Origin of the sequence: Fibrobacter sp., assembly GCF_045112255.1 — a bacterium.
In the GTDB taxonomy this organism is placed as follows: domain Bacteria; phylum Fibrobacterota; class Fibrobacteria; order Fibrobacterales; family Fibrobacteraceae; genus Fibrobacter.
Map to the genome: position 1 here is coordinate 57293 of NZ_JBGUHR010000064.1, position 23606 is coordinate 80898.

A 23606-nucleotide genomic window follows, 5' to 3' on the forward strand; every position below is an offset into this window, starting at 1 on the left:
GGAGAATTTGAAAATGAAAGATATTGCACATTCTATCAGCTTGTTAGTGGCAAACCGCCCGGGCGTACTCGTGCGTATTGCACTCGTGTTCTCCCGCCGTGGCTACAACATCGATTCTCTCGTCGTCTCCCCCACGCTCGACCCGAACTTCAGCCGCATGAACATCATCGCTCACGGCAATCCCGAAATCTTGATGCAGATCATCAAGCAGCTCGAGAAGCTCGTGGACGTGGTACAGGCCAAGGACCATACCGGTACGGACGCCGTGGAAAAGGAACTCGCACTCATCAAGGTTCGTTGCACTGCAGAACAGCGCACCGAAATCTTGCAGCTTTGCGACCATTTCCATGCCAACACGGTGGATATGACGATGACTTCCATGATTATCCAGATTACGGGCAACAGCACGAAGGTCGATACGCTCAAGAGCTTGTTGCAGAAGTTCGAAATCGTGGAATACATCCGCACGGGCAAGGTCATCATGCTCCGCGGCGAAGACAAGACGTAAGCGAAAGCGAAGCTTTCGCCTAATTCGGAATTAGGATTTCGGAATTAGGAATTAAACAGTCATGCCGGCCTTCGGGTCGGCATTTGTTGTTTATGGAACTACGGTGGCCTATATGCAACGCATGCAACAAAATCATACAAGCGCCAAGATTAAAACAAGCTAAAAGTGGTCTATATACTCCAAAACAAACTATATTAAGGTAGAGTGTTAAGGTTGAAGGAGATTTCTATGAAAATCGAGAAGAAGAAAATCACCAATAGTTCACGTTTGTCAAACGCCACTAAAGCTGGAATTGCATCAATGCTCGGCATGTCCGCCGTCTTGATGAGCGGATGTTTAGGCGAAGCCGAAAGCGGTCAAGTTGTCGGCCCAATTGAACCTGACAACAACAATCCGAACAGCAGCGACGATTCCAAAGGCCCTGAAATCGCATCCAGCTCCTCTGTAGTCGATATTCCGCTGAGCCACGAGCACCTCAGCAGCGAAGTGGTCGAAGCACTTTCTTCTTCAGCCACGGAATCGCCGAGCAGCTCGTCCGAGACCCTTGCCAGCTCTTCTTCAGAAGCGCCCACCAGCTCAGCAGACGAAGTCCTCAGCAGCTCTTCCGAGAATTCCAGCAGTTCGTTTGTAGAAAAGCCACTCAGTTCATCCAGTGACACAGTCGTCCCTCCATGGCCAAGAGAAAAGACCTGCGAATCGGTAGACTCTACGGGAATTCACGTCATTATGTGCCATGACGATGATCGCGGCATGATGGCAAGCATGGTTTCCACTTACGAAATGCTTGACTTGTCTTAATTGAATTTTGTAGTCTGGGAAAATTATGAAGATCGAGAAGAAAAAAGTCGTTAAACGCTCGAAATTGAGCCATTTTGCAAAAAGTGCAGTTGCCGCTGCGCTCGGAATTGCAGCATCCATCGGATCAACCGCCTGCGATGACAGCATATCCGCCATCGGCGGCGACAAAAAGCAAGAACCCGAACCGACATGCGGAGAGGTCGAATGCGGAAACGAGTTCAGCAGCTCTAGCTACACCGACATTTCTTCAAGTGGCGAACACCTCAGCAGCGAAGCCGTTGAAGCGCTTTCGTCCGCAAAACAGCCCAAAAGCAGTTCTTCAATAATCTCAGCAGGCATTCCTCACGCTTATTCGTCTTCTTCCGTCGAACAGCCTAGCAGTTCGTCTTACGAGCCTCCCCTACAAGCAGGCATTCTCCCGCCGTACGAAGAATCTTCTTCAAGCGAAACGCAATCAAGCTCATCTGCGGCCGAGTCTAGTAGCAGCAAAACCGAAGTCCCAGACCCACGGATTACACCTGTCATAGACACGCTCAGTCCCCGCATCCACCTCTGCGAAGATCCGAACGATCCACGCTGCCTTATCGAAAGCATGGTGACGACATTCGAACAAGATGACATTCAAGCATGAATTTAGTCCTTTGCCTTACAGAACAGTGTAATTTACGTTGTACCTACTGCTATTACAAGGAATCGCAAGCGGACCGCAAAACAGTCATGGACGACACGACTCTTGAGCAGGCCATCAAAATTGCACTCGACCGCACGATTTTCTTTAAGCAGTCGTACTTGAACATCACGTTCTTTGGGGGGGAGCCGCTTTTGCGAAGAGATGCTATTTATAAAGGCGTCGAATTCGCAAAGGCGGTTGTCGATGACGCAATGGACAACGGCAAAATTTCAAAGAATTTCAGGTTACAATTTGCGGTCAACACGAACGGTACGCTTTTTGATGATGAATTCTTTGATTTTTGCGAAAAGGAACATTTCCGCATTTATCTTTCCCTCGATGGACCGGAACACCACCACGATATCGCCCGCCGCACCGTGAGCGGAACCGGAAGTTTCAAGTCAATCGAAAAGTACATTCCTCGATTCACAAAACTCGGCGCAGTCGCTTTGAGCACTATTACACGCGCTCACGTCAACACGATTTTCGAAAGTGTCAAATGGCTTCACGAACATGGATTCCAGAGCCTTACGACAAGCGTCGATTTTGACGGCAAGTGGAGTGGCGAAGATTTTGACAAGCTCGCCTTGCAATACCAGAAAATGGCAGAGTACTGGAGAGCATGCCGCGAGAAAGGTGATAAGTTTTTCCTGGGCACAATTCACGATAAAATAAAAATAACACTTATAAATTCGCGATACAGATTGTATTCTTGTCATGTGTACAATGGCGCAATCGGAGTCGCGACAAACGGAAATATGTTCCCCTGCACGCGATTTATAACATCAAACCCAAACACCCATTACGTGCAGGGGAATGTATTCACCGGCTTTGACGAAAAAGCCTGTGAAGAAATCCGCCAGTTCCTAGATAGCGACAAGAAAGAATGCGAGGGGTGCGATATCCGTTACCGCTGTTGCGCCCACGAATGCGCATGCACCAGCTTCTACACGACAGGGACAATTGAAGGCGTATCGCCCGAAGTGTGCACACACGAAAGAATGCTCGCAGATATTTGCGATACGCTGCTAGAGAAGATGGTAGAAAACTAAAAGCAAACGCCCATCCCGGAATTAAGCCGGGATGAAAGCGCCAAAAGGGGGAACGGGACTCAGGATGACGAAAAAGAAGGAAGCATCCTGGGTCCCAAATTGTTTTTAGCGAACTGAAATTTTACGGGAATATACCTGCAAACGGCTCCTGGCCTTGACAATGTAAATTCCACTCTGGCCGCGCGTATTCCAGAGGAAATTCTTGCCCGAAGCATTCGCTACGACGTGACCGTTCAAGTCAAAGATTTCCCACTGAGCATTCTCGGGCACGGACATCATCACAGCGCCATCCATATTAGCAACCTTCATGCCAGCCGAATTTGCAAGGAAGCGCTTGGAAACTTCAATCGAAGTCCTAGAAAGCGAAGAAGAATCACCAACAGTAGCCGTTTTCGGATTATCGATTGCATCGACGACATTCACAAAAGCACCGCTCATCATTGACGTTCCAAACCAGGCAAGGAACTGGTCAAAGTACATTTCATTGTGAAGCGTATCTTCGAGCGCTCCAGATTCATCCCTAGATTTTCCGAAGAAATCGCCGCCTTCATAGAACTTGCCCATTTCTTCACTGAATGCAATGCGGTCTTCTTTCTCGCCCACAGCCATCGCAGCTGTCGCCCACATGCCAATCGTCAAATGGCTATGTTCGCTGCGGTAGCGCCAAGTCGTCTCATCCTTGGAATTGTTGAAATCAAACCACTTGTCATCAGCAGGCAACAGCTCGCCGGCATTTTCAATCTGGTAGAAGTTTGCCGCCTTGGCGCCGCCCTTCGAATTGATGAACGTCAAGGCATTCTTGAGGAACGCCTTTGCACGTTCTTCGTCAAACCAGATAGCGTCAATAGCAACACGCCACAAAATACGAATGGCATCCTTGAAAAAGGCTCGGCTTTCAAAATAGGCATTGTAGCCAAGACCCGCAGAACCGACCCAACCGCCTTCTGGCGTCATCCAGTCCGGCACCATGCCCATGCTATAACCAGGACTCTTGGAAATAATTTCATAGGACATATCTACGACAGTATTCCAACGGTCTCCATTCGAATCAAACTTGGCAAAAATTTTGTACCAAGCCGGAGAAAAATAGCCCGGATTCACAAAACTATAGCCGCCCCAGCCAGCGCCCGGAGCCAAAATTCCATTACTTGTAATCTGCTTGGAACTCCACATGCAATCGAGAATTTTCTGCGCATGCGTCTTGTAATCGGAGCCAAGCTTTGCCGAAGTGAACGGCTGCCACTTGCCCGCAGACACGAGCTTGTCGGCAAAAATCAAAGCAAGGGCTACATCTTCTTCTGCATCAGAAGCTGCCCCCGTACCCGAAATTTTTCCTTCGGGATTCATTTGCCAGTTGTAATAGCAACCGCCCCACATCGAAGAATTCGCTTCATCCCAGATTTTATTAAATGAAGTCTGATCGTCAGCATAAAGCGCAACAAGCATGCCATAGCCCACACCTTCACTCACGGCATCGCCCGGAGTTTCACTTTTAGGACGGTGAATAAGCCCGGCACCGGCACTATACGGCTGGATATTTCGACGGATTAGTCCTTGCCACGTGTTATCGAGAGCCTTGTTCCAATAGGCTTCATCGACCTTTGGCTGCGCATTAGGCAAATCAAGGACAGCAAATGAAGTGGTGAATGCGGCCGCCATACAAAACGGCACAATACGAGAAATAAACATAGAACCTCCACACACCAATCAAATCCATTATATATTTAGAAATTCGGTAAAAAAAATGCAAGTAAAAAAAGCGAATCAACATACCCTATTACCATTCATTTAACTTTTATCACACAAAAAAACGCCAAATAAACCCTTTATCAAAAATTTTCCAAATAAGCATCATCCAAATGTACGCTTTGTTATATTTACGTTAGATGAAAACCTTATTATCAATCCTGTTACTTTGCGTCACGGCATTCTCTGCAAATTTAAACATGCACGATACCGTATTCGTGGAACAAATTGTCCGCGACACCATCTATATTCCAATAAAACAAAAGACGGATACTATTTTTATAAAAAATGATATTCCCCAAGGCGTCACGCAAAAGAAATGTTGCGCACCGACCGAAGAGAACCCGCTCGGTCAAGATACCACAAAATATCTTCGCAACGACACAAGCTACACGCACCATTCCGTTTACCTTCATTTTGACGTCATTTCGTTATTCCTGCTCATGGGTGATTCTACACTGACTTCTGTTGGCGGGAACCTGGAAATTTCTTCAAGCCCTAAAAATTCGCTTATGGTAAATTTCCGATATAGCAAGAAAATGCCTACTATTTCTGGAGACATGTTCAACGACATATACGAAGGATACATAGCACAGTACGACATTGGCCTTGGCTACCGACATTATTTCAGGCCCACAAAATACAGCAGCTACATTGACGTCGGCGGAAACATTCTCATCCGCAAGCATGACTACGACAACACATGGGATGGAAAGAATTTAATCAACGAAAGGCCACACAGCAGGCACGAAACAGCTTATTCATTTGCGCCCTACCTCCACCACGGACACATCTTTAGGGGGAACATAAACGTATTCGGCATCGAATATGGACTTGCCTATAATTTTTCAGACAAAGAGTTGTTAAAAAAGCAAATGACATATATCACAGGCGGCATCCAGCTTGACTTTAGATTAAACTTTGGCGTGGGGATTTTCTAATGAAGTTCAATCGTATTGGTTTGATTTTTGCAGTATTTTTCGCCATCGCCATTAGCCCTGCGTTGGGTGTAACCGACACGGTCTATGTTCAAAAAAGAATCACGGATACACTTTACGTAGTATCTCCGCCAGACACCGTCTACATCCAGGAATCAAGCGTTCAAGCGCAAGCAGCACCGATAACATCAGAAAGTACAGTCAACCCTGCAAAGAACGAATTCATCACGGATTACAGCACGGACACCATTCCGCCAGCAAACAAATTTTACATTGGCGGCGTAACGGCATTCACTTTATTCTCATTATGGTTCGGTGTGCCCATGTTTGATCTCGATTACGAAATAGAAAACACGTTCAGAGGCTCGCTTATTTTTAATTTATCAGGAATATTCGAATTTTACGAATACTCATTACATCATGAAGATCCAACCTGGGAAGGCTTTAGAAGCATCATCAGTCCAGGAGTCGGGTACCGCCAATACGTGCTTACATTTATAACAAGCAAAGTCAACCCCAAAAAACTTCCCATAAAATTCAAGAACACACCGTTAAATAGTCTTTCGCTTTACCTTCAAGCCATGGCAAGCCCATCATTCAAGCTTGCCTACGATAAGACCATCAAAAAAGACGATTTCAAAAGCGGAAGCTTCGATGCCGGTTTTGCCGCTAGCGCCTCCTTTGGCTCCGTATGGAATTTAAACAACATTCTCTGGGAATTTGGTTTTACATCAGGCTATCAACATTGGAGCGATAAATCACGCAAATACCTCACCAAAGATCTAAACACGGGGAAAACCAAATACCGCTATCTCAATGGATGGTGCGCCAAAGGCTTTTTCATAGGAACCGACTTCAAAATTGGATTCTAGCATGCGTAACACAATCATTTTTATTCTCATCATCATCGCCTGCGCATTTTCCCAGGACCGAATCGTAGACACCGTCTACACAGACTCGCACAAAGTAACATACGTTATCGACACGTCTAGGGCGCCCTCACAACGCACGGAACTTAGCGCAGCATCCACGCCACAACAGGAAGCCCTCCCACAACAACAGGAAGTTGCAGACACTTTCGGATTAAACGCTCCGCCAAGCACCACAAACAGAATTTCGCTTCTTCTGATTGCACAAAGCTTAAGCTTCACTTTAAGCTACGAGCACTTATTCGCTGACTTCTGGAGTTTCGCATTGCGGTTCGGTTATGACGGATTCAATACCAAGAGCATCAGATCAAACACAGATGCCGAAGGAACCATCCAAACATTCGCAACGCCGATTGCACTGAGATGGCATTGGGGGCGTCGAAACATCGGCAGTTATAGCTATGTGGGCACAACAAACGAAAACCACTACAAGAAAAACCGCCAATTGGAAGGTTTTATACAGGCTCAAGTCGCCCCCATCCTATACAATGTCGATTTGCATCGAGACTCGAGTTCCTATAAACAGGAACTCGACCTAAAGGAAAAAGAATTTGCCCTGTATTACACGGTTGGACTTGGCTTCAACTACTGCTACGAGCATTTCATTTTCAGCGTGGAAATGAACATCGGGACATTTATCCAAAAGCCAAAATTCCAAGAAAACACACAAGTTTACAACAACAGATACGGCACCCGACTTTTGGACAAGACCATTGCCGAAAGCGCTCTCGCCATCGGATGGATGTTCTAAACGTTTTTAGAATCCGAGAACGGCTTCGGAGATTTCATTCGCTTCGTCGGAGCCGTCATCAGCACGGTCGGCATTGAACTCGCCCCAGCCCTCGCTCGTGCCGCAACCAATACCCACATCCATCGTAGACCACTTGAATACCGCATAAACGCGTTCAAAGCGTTCCAGGATTTCAGTCAAGATATCCTCGGGAGGTTCGTTTTCGACGATGAATGTACCATCAATCGCGTACAGTTCAGATTGCGGTAGTTCCTCGAAACGGCATTCATATTCATCAGTCATGTATTCTTCAACTGAATACCACTCGCCAGAATCGATACTAGGCAATTCAGCCTCTGGAAAATGCTCCATAAACTGATTCCACAAAGCATCCAGATCCTCTTGAACACCTATGAAACGAACTAAGATTCTGCAATCCATACAACCTCCGTTTGGATTTTAATTTAGAAACATTTCAAGGGATGTAGTCCTCCCCTCCTCTTAAGAATATAATTTTTTTTCTTTTGAAGAGAGCCAAAGACAAGAAACCCCGGCCAAGAACACGCAAAAGCGAATTTTGGCCGGGGGTAAATATTATTTCAATCGTCCAACAACTTGCTTAGCGCTAGCCATGGCGCGAACCACAAGCGAAGCACCGTTAGCGCAGTCACCGACAGCGTAAATGTTACGTGCTGGGTCCGGGATGATTGCCGTACGCGGCGTGAGTTTCAAGCCCAGGTCGTTCACGAGACCTTCTGCCGGAACGCCCGTGAAGCCCATGGCGAGCACCACCAAATCAGCCTCGATGATTTCCGTGGAATTCGGAACTTCATTCGGCTTGAGCGGCTTGCCGAGCGGAGACATATCCCATTCGACACGGACAGCTTCGACACCTGCCACGTGACCGTCCTTGACAATAAACTGCTTGGACGATACATTCCAGCGACGTTCGCCGCCTTCGTGGTGTGCGTAGCTCGTGCGCAGCAAGTACGGCCAATCCGGCCACGGCGTCGAGGGAGAACGGGTCTCAGGCGGCTTCGGCATGAATTCCACCTGGAGAACGCTCTTGCATCCTTCACGGATAGCTTTACCCACGCAGTCGTTACCCGTATCGCCACCGCCAATGATCAAGACTTTCTTGCCCTTGGCGTTGTATTTTTCAGGATCCTTGCAGTCGGGCATTTCAGCGCCGTGCAAGTAATCGAGAGCAAGGTAAATGCCTTCGGCTTCGCGACCCGGGATTTTCAAGTCACGGGCGTTCGGCGTACCAATGGCGAGGAACGTGTAATCGAAATTACGGTGAATATATTCTGCAGAAATATCCTTGCCGATTTCAGTATTGCAGATAAACTTGATGCCAGCGGCTTCGAGGAGCGCTACGCGGCGGTCGATCACCTGCTTTTCGAGCTTCCAGTTCGGAATACCGTAACGCAGGAGTCCACCCGGCTTTTCGTGCTTTTCGTAAACCGTCACGGCAAAGCCTTTACGACGGAGTGCTTCAGCGGCAAACAAGCCCGCAGGGCCAGCGCCAATCACGGCGGCAGTCTTTCCGTTCGGTTCCGCGGTCGGGAGGCTCACCCAGCCTTCTTCAAAGGCCGTTTCGATCATGAACTTTTCGACCTGACGTACCATCACGGCATCGTCATTCAAGTTGCGCGTACAACAAGATTCGCAAAGCGCCGGGCAAACGCGTCCCGTGAATTCCGGGAAGAAAGCCGTCTTGCTAATGATGTCGTAACCCTTGTGAATGTCGCCTGCAGCTACAGCTTCGTTAAATTCCGGAACGAGGTTTCCGAGCGGGCAACCGGCGCCGTGGCAGAAAGGAACGCCGCAATTCGAGCAGCGACCAGCCTGTGCAACAATTTCAACGGCAGTTAACGGGCGTTCAACTTCTTTTACGTCCTTGACACGTTCATCAACCGGACGGTAAACATCTTGTATTCTCTGTACTGTTTCCATTATATCCTCCGTACCGGTTTACTTCTGAGTGTGCATAGCTAAAGCGTGACGGTATTCAACCGGGAATACCTTTACAAATTTCGGACGGGCATCGTTCCAGTCTTCGAGAATGCGCTTGCCCTTTGCAGAACCCGTTGCTTCGACGTGCTGCTTGATGATGTCGAGGAGTTCCTTTTCGCTTTCCGTTCCCGGAAGCACACTTTCAAGGTCCACAGAATCCACGTTGCAGCTCAAGTCGAAGTGACCCGTTTCGTCGTAGACGTATGCAAGACCACCCGTCATACCGGCAGCGAAGTTCACGCCCACGCGACCGAGCACGACCACGCGACCACCCGTCATGTATTCGCAACCATGGTCACCGACGCCTTCCGAGACGAGAAGCATACCGGAGTTACGGATACCGAAGCGTTCGCCAGCGAGACCGTTGATGAACACCTTGCCGCTCGTGCCACCGTAACCGATGACGTTACCAGCGATGACGTTGTCTTCTGCCTTGAACGTTGCGTTGTGCGGCGGGCGAACGATGATCTTACCACCGCTCAAGCCCTTTGCCATAAAGTCGTTGACTTCACCTTCGAGGTCGAGCGTGACACCCGGAGCGAGGAATGCACCGAAGCTCTGGCCGGCAACACCCTGCAAGTGAATCTTGATCGTATCTTCCGGGAGACCCTTGGCGCCATAGAAGTCATCCACGTAGCCAGAAGTTTCCGTACCAACCGTGCGGTCCGTGTTGTGGATCATGGCGCAAAGTTCAACAGACTTGCCTTCCTTGAAGGAATCCTGCACGAACGGGAGAATTTCGCGACGGTCAAAGTTGACGAGTTCTTCGGGTTCATAATTTTCATCGAAGGACTTGCAACCTTCAACAGTCTGGAAGACCTTGCTGAAGTCGAGGTGCTTTGCCTTGTAGAATTCAATAGCGTTGTTCACATCGAGCAAGTCGCTGCGACCGCATGCTTCGTGGAGGCTCTTGAGACCGAGGCTTGCGAGAATTTCACGGACTTCGTCAGCAATGAAGAACAAGAAGTTCTTAACGTATTCCGGCTTGCCCTTGAAGTGCTTGCGGAGTTCAGGATCCTGCGTGGCAAGGCCCATCGGGCACTGGTTCGTATGGCAACGGCGGTCCATAATGCAGCCGAGCGATACGAGCAAGTTCGTAGCAAAACCAAATTCTTCAGCACCGAGGAGAGCGCCAATCACAACGTCACGACCGGTCTTGAGCTGACCATCGACCTGGAGCTTCACACGGCCACGGAGGTTGTTGAGCACGAGAGTCTGTTCGGCTTCGGCAATACCGAGTTCCCACGGGAGACCGGCATGCTTAATGGAAGTGAGCGGAGATGCTCCCGTACCACCATCATGACCAGAGATAAGAACGACGTTTGCGTGAGCCTTGGCAACACCGGCTGCAATCGTACCGACACCGACTTCAGACACGAGCTTCACGGAAACACGAGCCTTCGGGTTGGAGTTGTGCAAGTCGTAAATGAGCTGAGCCAAGTCTTCGATGGAGTAAATATCGTGGTGCGGCGGCGGAGAAATGAGCGACACGTTCGGGATGGAGTGACGCACACGAGCCACAAATTCGTTCACCTTACGAGCAGGGAGCTGACCACCTTCACCCGGCTTTGCACCCTGAGCCATCTTGATCTGCAAATCCTTAGCGTGACGGAGATAGTCGATTGTCACACCGAAACGGCCCGATGCAATCTGGCGAATAGCGGAGCTGCGGATTTCGCCGTTCGGCCCCGGAGTATTGCGATCCGGATCTTCACCACCTTCACCGCAGTTACTCATAGCACCCACGCTGTTCATGGCGATAGCGATGGTTTCGTGAGCTTCCGGGCTCAAGGAGCCAAGGCTCATAGCGCCAGCGACAAAGTGCTTGACGATGCTTTCACGGGATTCGACTTCAGAAATATCGATCGGAGTCGTTTCCTTGAACTTGAAGAGGCCACGGAGCGTTGCAAGACGTTCGGACTGGTCGTCAATGAGCTTGGAGTAAGCCTTGAACTTTTCGTAATCGCCCATCTGCACGGCCTGGCGGAATGCAGCGATAGACTGCGGAGTCCACAAGTGGCGTTCGCCTTCGCTGCGATAGCGGTACTGACCGCCTTCCTTGAGGACGCTGCTAGCGTCAGCAAGAGCGATATGGCAACGAGCGTCGATTTCCTGGGCAATTTCCTTGAGGCCGATACCTTCGATGCGGCTTGCGGTACCCGGGAGGTACTTGTCGATAAATTCGCGGTTGAGACCGACGGCTTCGAAAATCTGAGCGCTGCGGTAGCTGCGGAGCGTCGAAATGCCCATCTTGGACATAATCTTGAGGAGGCCCTTGTCCACAGCCTTGATGTAGTTGGCGGCGGCAGTGACCGGATCCACGTCAAGCTCGCCCGTATGGCAGAGATTCGAAATACTTTCGAGAGCGAGGTACGGGTTGATCACTGTTGCGCCGTAACCAAGGAGAAGTGCAAAGTGCATGACTTCGCGGACTTCACCAGACTGCACAATCAAGCCGATTTCAGGACGGACGCCAGCTTCGACGAGCGAGCGGTTCACGCAAGCAGTTGCCAAAAGCGACGGCATCGGGACGTAGCCCCAATCCACATTCTTGTCGGAAAGGACGATGATGTTGAAGCCGTCCTGCACAGCGCGGATAGCATCGCCAGCGAGTTTCTGCAAAGCTTCTTCGAGAACTTCGCCATTGCCGCCAATCGGGAACTGCATCTTGAGAACTTTAGCCTTGAAGCTCTTGTCACCAATGTTTTCAAAACGGCGGATTTCGTCTTCGGTTACAACTGGGCGCGGAATCTTGATGAGGTGAGCCTGTTCCGGAGTTTCTTCAAGGATGTTGCCATGGTTACCGATGTAAGTCGTAAGGCTCATCACGAGTTCTTCACGAATCGGGTCGATCGGCGGGTTCGTCACCTGGGCGAAAAGCTGCTTGAAGTAGTTGAACAGCGGCTGCGGCTTGTCAGAAAGCACAGCAAGAGCGGCATCGTTACCCATGGAACCGAGCGGTTCTGCACCAGTCTTTGCCATCGGCTGCAAAATCACGCTCAAGTCTTCGGCAGAGTAGCCAAAACGCTTCTGTTGGATAAGCAAATCGGCCGGAACGTCAGACGGGTTGATTTCGCTGAAGAGGCCGCGAACGCTCATCTTGTTTTCTGCCACCCAGCGGCGGTACGGCTTGCTGCGGGCGACGAGAGCCTTCATTTCGGCATTCTTCAAAATGCGGTGGTTTTCAATATCAAGGTAAATGATTTCACCCGGTTTTAAACGACCCTTTTCTTCAACCTGGTCGTCATCGATGTCAAGCACACCCGTTTCGGATGCCATGACAAACAAGCCGTCTTTACATAACGTGTAACGTGCCGGACGAAGACCGTTGCGGTCCAAAATGGCACCGGCGTTCACACCATCGGAGAATGCAACAGCAGCAGGGCCATCCCACGGTTCCATCAACATGGATTCGTATTCGAAGAACCCACGAACATCACGACCGAGGTAATGCTTTGCACCCCAAGCCTGCGGCATCATCATGAGCATTGCATGCGGGAGGCTACGGCCTGCGGCCACCAAAAGTTCAAACATGTTGTCGAGGCTAGCAGAGTCGCTCTGGCCTGCGGCAATCAGCGGCAAGCACTTCTGCAAATCTTCACCAATGCGGTCGCTCTTGAGGTACGGTTCACGAGCCTTGAGGCTGTTCAAGTTTCCGCGAAGCGTGTTGATTTCGCCGTTGTGAGCGAGGTAGCGGAACGGATGAGCCAAGGGCCAAGTCGGGAACGTGTTGGTCGAATAACGCTGGTGGACAAGCGCAATGGCGCTTTCAAAATCGTTATCCTTCAAATCCTTGTAGAAGCCTTCGATCTGTGTTGCAAGCAAAAGGCCCTTATAGACAATCGTCTTGGAGCTGCAAGAGCAGATGTAAAGATTCTTGATAGACTTTTCGATCAAGCGGCGGAGCACAAACAGCTTGATTTCAAAAGCTTCGTTCGATTCGAACTTGGAACCGTCAAAAATGAACTGACGGATGCTCGGGAGTGTTTCACGAGCCGTGCGACCGATTGCGGACGGATCCACCGGAACTTCACGGATCTTGACGACCGGGGCACCTTCGGCGGCAGCAAGCTTTTCAATTTCAGCATCAGCAGAAGCGGCGGCCACCGTATTTTCGACAAAGACCATCGCCACGCCGTAACGGCTCGGAAGATCGTTGTAGATCTTGTGGAAGAACTTGTGCGGCATCGAAAGCAGAAGGCCGGCACCATCACCCGTTTCCGGGTCGCCACCCGTTGCACCACGATGGAGGAGGCGCTTTAAGACTGTGATACCCTGGACAACAATCTGGTGAGAAGCAATATTATTTATATTGGCGACCAAGCCGACACCGCAGGCGTCATGTTCATTGGCTGGATCGTAAAGAGCTTGTGCTTGCATAGAAATCCTTTTTAGTTTTTGCGCCCTATATGCAAAAACTGTGCCAACTCGCTACAAAATGCGTAAACCCCGCTTCAATTCATGAAAAAGCGGTTAAAAATGTAAAAGAAGGAATTTTATGTAGAAAATAACGCAAGGTTGCCGCTACCCAGATTTACAATTTTTGAAATTAAATTTCGAATTTTTACAAAATACGTAAACCCAGATTTGACCAATTCGCTCTTATTAGACTTCTTTGAATATTGCGTAATATTTTTTCGAATTCTTTATTTTGCAATATCATATTATTTATTCAAAATTGCATTTTTTAAGTATCGCTGGAGTTTTCAGGTCTATTTTTACATTTCTAGCCAAAAGATTATCGTATATAAAAACTGTGTTTTCGCAAAAAACGCCTTCAGAATCACAAAGTATCGAAAATTTAAGTTTTATAACAGATTTGTAGACAAAAATTGGAAAATGAGCGCTGATTAAAAATTTTAAATTTGGCGCCATGATTAATTTTATTAAGTCTATTTACTCCGGTTTGTGCATTGGGCTAGGCGGAACGGTTTACCTTTCTTGCGACAATAAGATCCTCGGGTCGTTCTTGTTCGGACTCGGACTTTTTACGATTTTGAATTTCGGGTTCAACCTTTTTACAGGCAAGGTCGGCTATTTCGTCAATAACAAGATTAATTATTGGGGCTTTTTGGGAATTGTCTGGCTCGGAAATTTTGTCGGAACTTTCGTTTTTGCAAAGTTGATGGCGGCGACTCGCTATGGCGCAGCACTTCAAGCGAAAGCCAACGCTCTTTGCGTCATCAAAGACGACGATGGCTTTGCAAGTTTGCTCGTGCTCGGGATTTTCTGCGGGATGCTCATGTTCATCGCGGCTGACGGCTACAAGACCGTTGAAAACCAGGTCGGGAAAGTGTTTATCGTGTTCCTCCCGGTGATGGTCTTTATCTTGAGCGGTTTCGAGCACTGCATTGCCGACATGTTCTATTTCTCGCTGGCAGGCGATTTTTCAATGACGATGCTCAAGGCGCTTGTCGCCATCACGATTGGCAATTCCATTGGCGGCGGACTCATTCCGCTCATGCAAAAGCTGAACGCCAAGTCCGCGAAAGCATAAATTACCTCACGGCATCAAATAAGCGCATAACACTTTATAGGCTAAAACATCACCCTATAAGGAATTTGCTTGTCAAATCGGCGACCTTTCAAGTCGTGATAGCCTTTGTGAGCTGGGGCATCAACCTTGCGGGCCACACGATCGGAAACAGGAATCGCAACTGAGCTTGTATCCGCCTTGCCGAACTTGATGTTCCCGACAAGAGTTTCACCGCCGAGACCGTCTGCGGTCAGGTAAAAATCCTGTACTCCCTTAAGTTTCGGCATGTTGGAGCAGCGCACGTCAATCCACTTGCTTGCATCGCCCGCCGAGGGCAATTCGCATTTAGAAATCACATCACCTTTTTTGCTTTCGGCGCGGAGCGAGAGTGTACCGCCGGCGCTGTATTTCACCTGAACGTTTACACCAGCGCCTACGATAGAGTCGGTAATCACGTTTTCGAAAATGGCATAGCCGCCGTCCTTGATCGCAAGTTCATCCTTGTCGGTGAGGCGTACACGGATGCCGTTGTCAAAGCCGTTCGCCGGAATCGTATCGCGAATGATGCGCAAGAAATCGAGGCGGTCCAGTTCTGCGTAATGCTTGCCCTTCGTGATTTCGATAAAGTTCGAACCGCGCTTGAGCTTTGTCGGGATGTACACGACAGACTTCTCAGGGAAATCGCTCCATGCGCCGGTCAGCGGCAATTCAACTTCACGAGTTTTGCCATTGATGTCCACGAAATGCGAGCTGCCGTTTGCGCCATCTTCGGTCCAGTTGTTGTCGTAACGGTAACGGATAAGGTAATCGCCCGCCTGCGGGATAATCATTGGCAAGCGAATTTTGCTATCATCATAATTGATGTAAGCACAGAATTCTCCGTTCGAAGCCTTGGAACTGCTCGAAATATCGACATGCGTAAGGATGCCGTGTTCCGCTTCGGCGCTCAAGTAACGCCCCATAAACGGCTGACCAAGTTCCGGCCAGTTGTCGTCGGTCCACACGATATCGCGCACTTGTATGTAAGAGTTGCCACCGTCATTCTTATCGTAATAGTGGTTCACAAAGCGCTGACGGTTCACGTCCTCAAAAGCTTCTCCGCCCGCAGGTCCGTAATAGCGCCCGTAGCGACTCAGGAGAATCGTGCCACCGCCATCCAAGAGCGCCTTGCCCGAGCGGTCTACATAGCCACCGTTAATGCGGTTGGAACGCCCGACTGTCGTCTTGTAAGAATTGTTTTCGAGGTCTGCGCCCTTCTTGCAGCAATTGTCCCAAGCGGTAAAGAGGAAATACTTGCCGTTGTGTTCAATGAGGCTTGCGCCTTCGACGCCTGCCCCACCGCGGTTGGCGATGTTCTGCATTTTCGCGCCGTCTTTCACCTTGCCCGTTTTTTCGTCCAGTTCGAGAATGTGAATGCCCGTACCCCAGGAGCCAAAAGCCATCCAGACTTTTCCATCGTTGTCCTTGAGCACAGCCGCGTCAATCGCATTGTACGAATCGCTCTTGACCGTATGAATCACCTCGCCCTGGTCTGTCCAGCCATAGCCCGGCTTTGTCGGGTCGATTTCCTTGCTCGACATGAATCCCATGCCCGACGAGCGGATGCCCATCTCGGAGCCGCAATAATACATGCGGTATTCCCCGCCGATGTAATGAATATCCGGCGCCCAGATGTCAATCATGTTCGGAGCATATTTGTAGAGCCACTTCGAAAATTCCGGCATGGCGGGGTCGCCATTTTTCCAGTTCAACGCATCCTCGGAAAATTGCATGAGCATGTGGTTATCCGTCGTCGCAAGCGCGTAACCATCTTCATAGCGGATAATGTCCGGATCGTGGCCCGCCCAGCGGGTTTCCTTGGCAAACCAATCGGCAGCAAACGAAGCCTCAAGCGAGAGGCCCGCAAAAACGAAAGCAGTGGTGCAAATTCTGGAAAAACGAATCATACGACTCCTTCATCCACACACCAGCATACAACATACAATCTAAATATTCAAAAGTCCTTTTGAAACAAAAGTATTGGAAAAATTCCATTACAATAAAAAAACAGCACCATCGTAAACGAAAGTGCTGCATTCAGTAAAAGCAATCCTAGATTTTTTACTTCACGGTCATCTGGAACTTCTTGTCGCCAGCGTTGACCTGATAATAGCCCTTGAAACCGCGGAACTTGGCTTCGCCATTTTCATCGGCGGTTGCGTAGAGGTCCGTCGTCCAGACCTTGTGCCACAAGTCGTACACGCGCTTTGCAGCAGGCTTTTCACGACCGTCAGAAGCAATCATGCCGCCGTTCTTGACCCAGTGACGGTTGTCCCAGAAGCCCCAGAACACGATGCCATTCACAGCCGGGTGGCTAAATGCAGTACGGAGGAAGGTTTCGAACTTTTCGGCCTGGACTTCTTCGGTATCGTTCATACCCATCTGCCAGTCGCCCACGTCGAATTCCGTGACCTTGATCGGAAGGCCAAGAGAAGCGAGCTTGTCCAAGCGCTCCTTGATGAGGCCCGGCACAACCGGACGCAGACCAAAGTGGCACTGCACACCAATGCCCATCACAGGCACCTTGCGTTCGAGCATACCCTTGATCAAGCCATAATAGCGATCGGTTTCGCCAGCGGCAACAACGTTGTAATCATTGATGTAAAGGAATGCACTCGGGTCAGCCTTGTGCGCCCACACAAATGCGCTATCGAGAATGCCCCAACCGCACTTGTTGAACGTCCAGGATTCGTGAATCGGTTCATTCCATACGTCGTATTCGGTAATCTTGCCCTTGTATTCCTTGAGGTCGCGGTAGATACGGGCCTTGAGCTTTTCCGCCATTTCCTCGCAGCTACCCTTGTTGCTGTAGTGCTTGTCGAAGCCGTAGCCCTGGTGGCTCCACATGAGAGCGTGACCGCGAAGCTTCCAGTGATTTTGGGCCGTGAAGTCGGTGTATTCCTTCATTTCATCACGCTTGATCTTGCCCTTCTTCGGTTCGTATTCCGGCCACTTGAACTGGTTTTCAGAAACACCGTGCCAGAAGTACTTCTTGGCGGCATTGCGGTACCAATTTTCAGTGCTATCCTTGGTGTCGTAGAGAGCAAGCGCCGTACCGAACGGGAACGAATGGCGCAACAGCTTCACGTGGACTTTTTCGCCCGGATTTGCCCTGACGGTGAAATCTACCTTGCGAAGGCTATCGATGCGGGCATCGGCATTGTTAAACCAAGTCGGGTCAGACATTTCGTCCATCTTCTCGACTTCGACATCGTCGAGCTGGATCCAGCCCTTCTTGAGGCCAATCTGGAACGTAATGTTGTTGAGGCCATACCCCTTCTGGTCGGCAAGGAAAATCATTTCATAAGTCTGCCACTTATCCGTCAAGTCAAACGAAGCGCTTTCCTTTTGGCGGTAGTCCGGAGGGCCACCCTGCACCACGGAATTGATGGGCATGTTGCCCTTGGCCTTGAACGAGAGCTTGTAAAAGCCAGAATCGGCAAGCCACTTGGGCGGCTGGAGCTGCAAGCCCCACCACGGATTCGGCAAATCCTTCACCACAACCTTTGCGCCCTGGGAACCATCGACACCAAGCCCCTGCACGGCAATCTGCGATTCGACCACAGCCGGACCGTCAGGATTATTCCACAGATACCAGCCACCATCGCCGTATTCCATATCGCCATTGTTCAACTGTGCAAAAGACGGCACAGAGAACGCCATGGCAACGGTCGCTGCAATCGCAAGAGCTTTCTTATTCATAAAATTCATGAGGACACCTCGGTTATAATTTTACGGGCTTTTATTTTTCAGGTTAAATATATACTCGAAGTGCTTTTTTCGAGCAATTTAGGGCATATTTTAGGCGGGCAATAACACAAACGAGCAAAAAAAGTGTAACAAGTGTATCACCAATCAAAAATTCACCATCGTTAGTAATTCTATAGTTGACAAAATGAACGATTTTGCAAACGGCTGGTTGCAAAATTTACAATGTTTCACTTTTTGAAAATTTTCTGTTGTAGATTAGAACCTCCAAACTTAACGGAGGGACATTTATGAACATAAAATCTTTTGACGACCTTGACATTACCGACCCAATTATGTTCGGACTCGTTTTTAGCAACAAACACATCGCACAGCCATTCATCGAACACTTGCTAGACATCAAAATCGACCATCTGGAAACACCTGTACCAGAAGCGGTTTTGAGCTACGATGCAGAACATAAAGGAGTCCGCTTGATTTGGAAATGCAGTAGCGTGCAAAACGAGCGTCACAAAATTATGCTTGCATAATTTTATGACCGAGTGCAGCCGCTGACGCCGTAGGCGTCAAATGGTCGATACAAAAGAACTCCCACAACGAGCTAGATACTACCAAAGCGTGGGCGACGGCGTGGCACTCTCGAAAGGTGATTTTTACACAAATCTCAAGGAGCAATACATCATTTTTCTGTGCCCCAAGGACATTTTCAAGCATGGATTCCCTGTTTACCACTTCGAAAATAGGGCTAAGGAGGACTCAAGCATAGCTTTGGGCGATCGTACCTTTAAAAATTTTTATATATTTAGTAAATACGAGGAATTCGGAAATCCGGTTGTCAAAGCTTATATGAAGTATTTTGCGACCAGAAATGCAAATTCTCGTGAAACGGAGACAATCAACAACCAAGTATCCTTTTACAAAACTGACACTATCATAAGGAACAGGTATATGACTTTCGAATACGAACTTCATGAAAGAGAAGAAAAGGTAAAGCTCGAAATGGTCGATGCCATGTTCGCCAATTCAAAATTGACCGACGAAGATATCGCCGTCATCTCTGGATTTCCACTAGAAGAAATCCAGAAGCGCAGAGCGCAACGATAATTTAAATTATCATTTTTTATTTAAGGATGCCTTTTGAGACATCCTATTTTTATATTCCCTAAAAAAAATTTGCGAAAGAAAATGGATTTGTAGCCTTTTTAATAGCGGGTACATGAACGACCATATTCATTACCTTTTTGGGGTTGCGCAATGAATATAGTAGCTTATGCTACCCTCTTATCAAACACCTACATAGTCCAGATTTTTTCAGAGAAAAAATGTTTTAGCCTAAACGGGCAACTTCAGCTTTTATTTTTGTTTTGACCGATTCCCAAGAATAATCTTTTAGCATAAATGGCATCGGATCTTCTTCAGCATCTTCAAACCAAGTCAAACTTTTCAAGGTCATGAATGGAATTGCATCGGTATATTTTTCTTGATAAAAGCCGAACATTTGTTCCAACGTAAAATGTTCTAGCAATTCGTAAAGGTCTATAAAATCCTTCTTTGTACCCCGATTTGTTATCGCAGACAATTTCATTGAAGCTATATCTTTGGGGCTTGCAAGGACCAAGGAATCTTCTTCTACTTTAGGAGAAATCCAAGCATACGGGTAGTTCACAAAATCAACTTTTACACCATCAACAATATACTGGAAAATAAATTTTGATTCCTGTATGATTTGATAACGTCCAATTTTTTGCAATATCGCCTTTACCGACATCGCATCAGATTCGAACGATCCGAAGAAATCCAAATCAATGGATTTCCGATGTCCATATTGCAAAGCTAGCGCAGTGCCCCCGACAAGCCTGCAATTTTCAAAAAAAGATTCATATTGAATCTTTTTTAATAAATCCAGGGTGCTTGATTCGATCGTATTGTAGAATAGCATCGAAACTCCCTTATGTCCGTATGGGTTATGCAGGCAATAAAGCTCAAAGCCTTCTTATCGAGCGACCTCATTCCCATAACCGTTTCTTTGATTTCATCAAGAGAATAGATGTCCTTCAGGAATTTCCAGTCGCTGTCGCCCCCATACTCAAGAACCTGCTTGATGATATAGCTTCTGTTTTTATCAGCAGAAAGCGTAGCCCTGTCCGTATCCCAAAACAGATGCCTTGAAAACTTGCTAAAATCTACATTAGTGCAACACATCGTTATGAATATATAAAAATAAAGAAAAAAAGTCAGCCACCGGCTTAGACATCAACTGAAAGATGCCGTTAAAGCGATATTCTAGACATTTTGTCATTGGATTTTTTTTAATAATTATCCAAAATATGTTTGAAAAATAGCTTCAAGAAGCCGACCACTTACATCAAATAAAAAACCTAGAAGAAATAACAACACCCATATTTTATTTTTTACAAATGCTATTTGGATTTGTAGCCTTTTCAATAGCGGGTGCATGAACGGCCATATTTATTATCTTTTGGGGAATGAGCAATGAATATAGTAGCTTATGCTACCCTCTTATTAAACTCCTACATAGTCCGGCTGATTGTTGAAATTCACCGTCACCGGACCGCGAACATCTGGCGCGAGGAACAAATTCAAGCCATACTGAACCGCCATTCCTTGCAAAAGATCGCGAATTTCGGTATTCTTGACATTCAAATTCTTAACGATGATGGAATCCGCAATCGGGAGCGGAGTAAATGTCTGGGCGGACACTGTTGCGCACAAAGAAAACAACAATGCAAGAACCAACTCGTACTTACGTATAAAATTCATGGAGACAAATTTAGAAAAATGTACGGAAAATTAATCCATCACCCTTCTACAATCTTCCATTCACCAAGAGTTCGTTTTTGATATCGAAGGTTACGCCGATTTTAAATAATTTTTTCGGAGATCCATCGGCTTTTGTTTTGACGGAATAAGGCATCAAAGCCTTCAAAAAACCAAGACGTACTTCTTCGTTCGGAAATCCAATCGTGTACGCGAAGCCATCAAAGTTCTTGATGGTCAAGTAACCGCTCTGGTATAGCATCGGGATGGGATTCTTCGCCGTCTCAGAGGGAGCATCGAACATGTCAAGAGTAGCCTCAAAACCCGTACTGAACGGTTCAGGGTCAACCTTGTATTTGTTCATGAGTTTGGTCAAAATTGTCGGCGTACCGGTCGCGAACCAATAATTCGCAAGTTCCCGCTTGCTAAGCGCATTAATCAAACTGAACGGATTAAATATATCAGGCGAATTTTTGCTGAAATGGTAACCATCGTACTAAAGTTTAAGTGTCGCGCAAGCGCTTATATCTCGGGCTGCATCTGGGTCAGCAGCTCATCTTTAGTGATACCACAAATATCTTGTAAATCAAGTCGGTTTTGTCAACGTAATACTTGTCTTCACCGCAATCCAAGACCGATTACCAGAATATCGGCAATAATCTTCGCCGCCTCGTATTCGGAACGTCCTTCAAAAACTGGATCCAGCATACCTCTTGCAAAGAACTTATTGTTCTTAGAATCCCAAACTGAATAGCGGCAATTAAAATAAAAATCATGTTCTTCACTATTTATATCACATTTGGTAAACGCTACGAAAAAAACATTCTCTTTTGTAAGATATTCTTTAGGAATATAATAACCGATTATTGTATCCTTATAATGTATTGTAGGAGCGTTCCACCGTTCTCCATAGATATCTCGATAGATTGGCCGTTTATTGCAAGATTCTAGGCTAGAAAAAATACAGCGTTGTTGTATTAAAGAATCTACCTTCATAAAATCATTCAAGTCAACCTTTTCATAAGCAAATGTGTAATTCGAAAGATTCCTACAATTTTTGCAAAAATATGTATTAGAACTCTCAAGAATTTCAGCAACTTCTCTTACAAACTTTTGAACATTTTCATTTTCTTGATCAGGGGCAACAAGTACAATCCTCTTTTTTTCTTTTTTCTCATCAACAAGTTTTTCCCATTCTACAGACAATTCACAAGGAGGAATTGACGAATACATGAAAAAGCAACAGGAAGATAAAAAGAATACTGTTATTGCTGCAAAGATTTTTCCCATGAGCTACGCCTTAGATAAGTATCATCAAAATGGAAACGAGGAAGAAGATCGGCAAACATCATCAAAGGAATTTTCCAAGCAGAAATTAAAGAAAAAGCTACACCAACCGAAAAGCCCGCCACAGGCTCCCTCGCAAGAAGCATATTTCCAAAAGAATTTGCAACTAACTTAACATCTGCAGCCACAATTCTTTGGTTAATGTTAGTCAAAGCACCTTTTGGACCAGCAATATTTTTACCAGTACGTTTAGACTCAGCATCATATCTAAAATCATGAAGTCGACACACAGCATCAACACCTCCAGTCACAACAGTGCCATTTCCTCCAGGTCCAGCACCACACCAAATCGTGCCAAATAGATTTTTCCCGATTGCATTTTTGTCTTCTTTAGGACTTTCATACTCATCTCCATTAATTATTTCGTCAATAAAATCTTTCAAGAAATAGTCAAAGCCTTTTTGAGAATCATAACTCCACAAATCTAAATGTCCCGATACGCCCCAACTAACATTCTTACTATCATAACCATTTTCCAAGTGCGCCACCTGTGCATGCAACCCATAGCCGCCTATACCGGCATACAATCCACGGCCTTCGGCACCGAAGAATCCGGCCTCGCCTCCAACAGACGTACGTACACCAGCATAGGTCACGTAGGCTTCAGCATAGACTGTCATACCATTGAACCCACCACTGCGATCCCAGCTGAAACCTTGGCCAACTTCCACCCCAGCACAAGCAGCTTCCTTTGAAGCTCCGTAACACACGCCGCCACTGCGGCTGAACGATGCTCCTGTATAGGTATTCACGTTAAAACCTATTCCAGCATCAAACCACAAACCCGTGTTTAATACCGGTATACTTGCATTCACACTTAAATTGAACGACTTCGAACCGTCCTCATTGAAACTAAACGAAGCGTTGA

Annotated in this window: 22 protein-coding genes; 10 read left to right on the forward strand and 12 right to left on the reverse strand. The window is 47.4% G+C overall.

Features of this window, described 5'->3' with window-relative positions:
* Positions 1-13 precede the first annotated feature (13 nt).
* The 4 genes from ilvN to ACJMM9_RS09775 all read left to right on the forward strand — a co-directional run bounded on the left by ilvN (position 14) and on the right by ACJMM9_RS09775 (position 3028).
* Positions 14-508 (forward strand): acetolactate synthase small subunit, encoded by a 495-nt coding sequence (ilvN, locus tag ACJMM9_RS09760; protein ID WP_088629071.1) that lies wholly within the window; start codon positions 14-16, stop codon positions 506-508.
* Positions 509-736: 228 nt separating this feature from the next.
* Positions 737-1306 carry a hypothetical protein gene (locus ACJMM9_RS09765; protein ID WP_405326203.1) on the forward strand — a complete coding sequence of 190 codons (570 nt, stop codon included), beginning with the start codon at positions 737-739 and terminating at the stop codon, positions 1304-1306.
* Positions 1307-1331: 25 nt separating this feature from the next.
* Complete coding sequence (locus tag ACJMM9_RS09770) at positions 1332-1937, forward strand: hypothetical protein (protein ID WP_405326205.1); 606 nt, start codon at positions 1332-1334, stop codon at positions 1935-1937.
* A complete protein-coding gene (locus tag ACJMM9_RS09775) occupies positions 1934-3028 on the forward strand; it encodes a radical SAM protein (protein WP_405326207.1) in 1095 nt (364 codons plus the stop codon). The genes ACJMM9_RS09770 and ACJMM9_RS09775 overlap by 4 nt, the downstream gene beginning before the upstream one ends.
* A gap of 105 nt (positions 3029-3133) precedes the next feature.
* On the opposite strand, the gene ACJMM9_RS09780 is transcribed toward ACJMM9_RS09775, so the two are convergent.
* Positions 3134-4717, reverse strand: coding sequence for a glycosyl hydrolase family 8 (locus ACJMM9_RS09780; protein ID WP_405326209.1), 1584 nt, complete (start codon positions 4715-4717; stop codon positions 3134-3136).
* A 197-nt stretch (positions 4718-4914) separates the two neighbouring features.
* Here ACJMM9_RS09780 and ACJMM9_RS09785 point away from each other — a divergent pair, with 197 nt between their 5' ends.
* Genes ACJMM9_RS09785 through ACJMM9_RS09795 form a run of 3 tightly spaced genes read left to right on the forward strand, consistent with a single transcriptional unit; the run spans position 4915 to position 7392 of the window.
* A complete protein-coding gene (locus ACJMM9_RS09785; RefSeq protein WP_405326210.1) occupies positions 4915-5715 on the forward strand; it encodes a hypothetical protein in 801 nt (266 codons plus the stop codon).
* Positions 5715-6584, forward strand: coding sequence for a hypothetical protein (locus ACJMM9_RS09790; protein WP_405326212.1), 870 nt, complete (start codon positions 5715-5717; stop codon positions 6582-6584). Before ACJMM9_RS09785 ends, ACJMM9_RS09790 begins: the two co-directional genes overlap by 1 nt.
* Before the next feature lies 1 nt (position 6585).
* Positions 6586-7392 carry a hypothetical protein gene (locus ACJMM9_RS09795; protein ID WP_405326214.1) on the forward strand — a complete coding sequence of 269 codons (807 nt, stop codon included), beginning with the start codon at positions 6586-6588 and terminating at the stop codon, positions 7390-7392.
* A gap of 6 nt (positions 7393-7398) precedes the next feature.
* Here ACJMM9_RS09795 and ACJMM9_RS09800 read toward each other — a convergent pair whose 3' ends face one another.
* From ACJMM9_RS09800 to gltB, 3 genes are all read right to left on the reverse strand, one after another.
* The gene (locus tag ACJMM9_RS09800) at positions 7399-7812 is read right to left on the reverse strand and encodes a hypothetical protein (RefSeq protein ID WP_173467758.1); all 414 of its coding nucleotides are present in this window, start codon (positions 7810-7812) and stop codon (positions 7399-7401) included.
* Between the two features lie 153 nt (positions 7813-7965).
* Positions 7966-9330 (reverse strand): glutamate synthase subunit beta, encoded by a 1365-nt coding sequence (locus tag ACJMM9_RS09805; protein WP_405326216.1) that lies wholly within the window; start codon positions 9328-9330, stop codon positions 7966-7968.
* Positions 9331-9348: 18 nt separating this feature from the next.
* Complete coding sequence (gene gltB / locus ACJMM9_RS09810) at positions 9349-13770, reverse strand: glutamate synthase large subunit (RefSeq protein WP_405326218.1); 4422 nt, start codon at positions 13768-13770, stop codon at positions 9349-9351.
* Between the two features lie 493 nt (positions 13771-14263).
* Here gltB and ACJMM9_RS09815 point away from each other — a divergent pair, with 493 nt between their 5' ends.
* Complete coding sequence (locus tag ACJMM9_RS09815; RefSeq protein WP_405326220.1) at positions 14264-14887, forward strand: formate/nitrite transporter family protein; 624 nt, start codon at positions 14264-14266, stop codon at positions 14885-14887.
* 41 nt (positions 14888-14928) lie between these two features.
* Here ACJMM9_RS09815 and ACJMM9_RS09820 read toward each other — a convergent pair whose 3' ends face one another.
* Together ACJMM9_RS09820 and ACJMM9_RS09825 are read right to left on the reverse strand one after the other, a co-directional pair.
* Positions 14929-16812 (reverse strand): family 43 glycosylhydrolase, encoded by a 1884-nt coding sequence (locus ACJMM9_RS09820; protein ID WP_405326222.1) that lies wholly within the window; start codon positions 16810-16812, stop codon positions 14929-14931.
* 154 nt (positions 16813-16966) lie between these two features.
* Positions 16967-18607: an endo-1,4-beta-xylanase gene (locus ACJMM9_RS09825; protein ID WP_405326224.1), complete on the reverse strand. Its 1641-nt coding sequence runs from the start codon at positions 18605-18607 to the stop codon at positions 16967-16969.
* Positions 18608-18903: 296 nt separating this feature from the next.
* Here ACJMM9_RS09825 and ACJMM9_RS09830 point away from each other — a divergent pair, with 296 nt between their 5' ends.
* Both ACJMM9_RS09830 and ACJMM9_RS09835 read left to right on the forward strand, forming a co-directional pair.
* Positions 18904-19143, forward strand: a complete 240-nt coding sequence (locus tag ACJMM9_RS09830) for a hypothetical protein (RefSeq protein WP_405326226.1) — start codon at positions 18904-18906, stop codon at positions 19141-19143.
* 418 nt (positions 19144-19561) lie between these two features.
* Positions 19562-19717: a hypothetical protein gene (locus ACJMM9_RS09835; RefSeq protein ID WP_405326228.1), complete on the forward strand. Its 156-nt coding sequence runs from the start codon at positions 19562-19564 to the stop codon at positions 19715-19717.
* Positions 19718-19940: 223 nt separating this feature from the next.
* On the opposite strand, the gene ACJMM9_RS09840 is transcribed toward ACJMM9_RS09835, so the two are convergent.
* The 6 genes from ACJMM9_RS09840 to ACJMM9_RS09865 all read right to left on the reverse strand — a co-directional run.
* Complete coding sequence (locus ACJMM9_RS09840; protein ID WP_405326230.1) at positions 19941-20552, reverse strand: nucleotidyl transferase AbiEii/AbiGii toxin family protein; 612 nt, start codon at positions 20550-20552, stop codon at positions 19941-19943.
* Positions 20507-20815, reverse strand: a complete 309-nt coding sequence (locus ACJMM9_RS09845) for a DUF6922 domain-containing protein (protein ID WP_405326232.1) — start codon at positions 20813-20815, stop codon at positions 20507-20509. The genes ACJMM9_RS09840 and ACJMM9_RS09845 overlap by 46 nt, the downstream gene beginning before the upstream one ends.
* Positions 20816-21136: 321 nt before the next feature.
* Positions 21137-21394 carry a hypothetical protein gene (locus tag ACJMM9_RS09850; protein WP_405326234.1) on the reverse strand — a complete coding sequence of 86 codons (258 nt, stop codon included), beginning with the start codon at positions 21392-21394 and terminating at the stop codon, positions 21137-21139.
* 46 nt (positions 21395-21440) lie between these two features.
* On the reverse strand, positions 21441-21833 hold the full coding sequence (locus ACJMM9_RS09855) for a hypothetical protein (protein ID WP_405326236.1): 393 nt from the start codon (positions 21831-21833) through the stop codon (positions 21441-21443).
* A 176-nt stretch (positions 21834-22009) separates the two neighbouring features.
* A complete protein-coding gene (locus ACJMM9_RS09860) occupies positions 22010-22681 on the reverse strand; it encodes a hypothetical protein (RefSeq protein WP_405326238.1) in 672 nt (223 codons plus the stop codon).
* Positions 22657-23606: hypothetical protein (locus ACJMM9_RS09865; RefSeq protein ID WP_405326240.1), on the reverse strand; the 950-nt coding region annotated here is incomplete at its 5' end. The genes ACJMM9_RS09860 and ACJMM9_RS09865, both read right to left, overlap by 25 nt.

Excerpts from the sequence above, each read along its gene's own strand:
- ilvN (WP_088629071.1), top strand. The coding sequence starts at position 14 with ATGAAAGATATTGCACATTCTATCAGCTTGTTAGTGGCAAACCGCCCG.
- ACJMM9_RS09765 (WP_405326203.1), top strand. The coding sequence starts at position 737 with ATGAAAATCGAGAAGAAGAAAATCACCAATAGTTCACGTTTGTCAAAC.
- ACJMM9_RS09770 (WP_405326205.1), top strand. The coding sequence starts at position 1,332 with ATGAAGATCGAGAAGAAAAAAGTCGTTAAACGCTCGAAATTGAGCCAT.
- ACJMM9_RS09775 (WP_405326207.1), top strand. The coding sequence starts at position 1,934 with ATGAATTTAGTCCTTTGCCTTACAGAACAGTGTAATTTACGTTGTACC.
- ACJMM9_RS09780 (WP_405326209.1), bottom strand. The coding sequence starts at position 4,717 with ATGTTTATTTCTCGTATTGTGCCGTTTTGTATGGCGGCCGCATTCACC.
- ACJMM9_RS09785 (WP_405326210.1), top strand. The coding sequence starts at position 4,915 with ATGAAAACCTTATTATCAATCCTGTTACTTTGCGTCACGGCATTCTCT.
- ACJMM9_RS09790 (WP_405326212.1), top strand. The coding sequence starts at position 5,715 with ATGAAGTTCAATCGTATTGGTTTGATTTTTGCAGTATTTTTCGCCATC.
- ACJMM9_RS09795 (WP_405326214.1), top strand. The coding sequence starts at position 6,586 with ATGCGTAACACAATCATTTTTATTCTCATCATCATCGCCTGCGCATTT.
- ACJMM9_RS09800 (WP_173467758.1), bottom strand. The coding sequence starts at position 7,812 with ATGGATTGCAGAATCTTAGTTCGTTTCATAGGTGTTCAAGAGGATCTG.
- ACJMM9_RS09805 (WP_405326216.1), bottom strand. The coding sequence starts at position 9,330 with ATGGAAACAGTACAGAGAATACAAGATGTTTACCGTCCGGTTGATGAA.
- gltB (WP_405326218.1), bottom strand. The coding sequence starts at position 13,770 with ATGCAAGCACAAGCTCTTTACGATCCAGCCAATGAACATGACGCCTGC.
- ACJMM9_RS09815 (WP_405326220.1), top strand. The coding sequence starts at position 14,264 with ATGATTAATTTTATTAAGTCTATTTACTCCGGTTTGTGCATTGGGCTA.
- ACJMM9_RS09820 (WP_405326222.1), bottom strand. The coding sequence starts at position 16,812 with ATGATTCGTTTTTCCAGAATTTGCACCACTGCTTTCGTTTTTGCGGGC.
- ACJMM9_RS09825 (WP_405326224.1), bottom strand. The coding sequence starts at position 18,607 with ATGAATAAGAAAGCTCTTGCGATTGCAGCGACCGTTGCCATGGCGTTC.
- ACJMM9_RS09830 (WP_405326226.1), top strand. The coding sequence starts at position 18,904 with ATGAACATAAAATCTTTTGACGACCTTGACATTACCGACCCAATTATG.
- ACJMM9_RS09835 (WP_405326228.1), top strand. The coding sequence starts at position 19,562 with ATGACTTTCGAATACGAACTTCATGAAAGAGAAGAAAAGGTAAAGCTC.
- ACJMM9_RS09840 (WP_405326230.1), bottom strand. The coding sequence starts at position 20,552 with ATGCTATTCTACAATACGATCGAATCAAGCACCCTGGATTTATTAAAA.
- ACJMM9_RS09845 (WP_405326232.1), bottom strand. The coding sequence starts at position 20,815 with ATGTGTTGCACTAATGTAGATTTTAGCAAGTTTTCAAGGCATCTGTTT.
- ACJMM9_RS09850 (WP_405326234.1), bottom strand. The coding sequence starts at position 21,394 with ATGAATTTTATACGTAAGTACGAGTTGGTTCTTGCATTGTTGTTTTCT.
- ACJMM9_RS09860 (WP_405326238.1), bottom strand. The coding sequence starts at position 22,681 with ATGGGAAAAATCTTTGCAGCAATAACAGTATTCTTTTTATCTTCCTGT.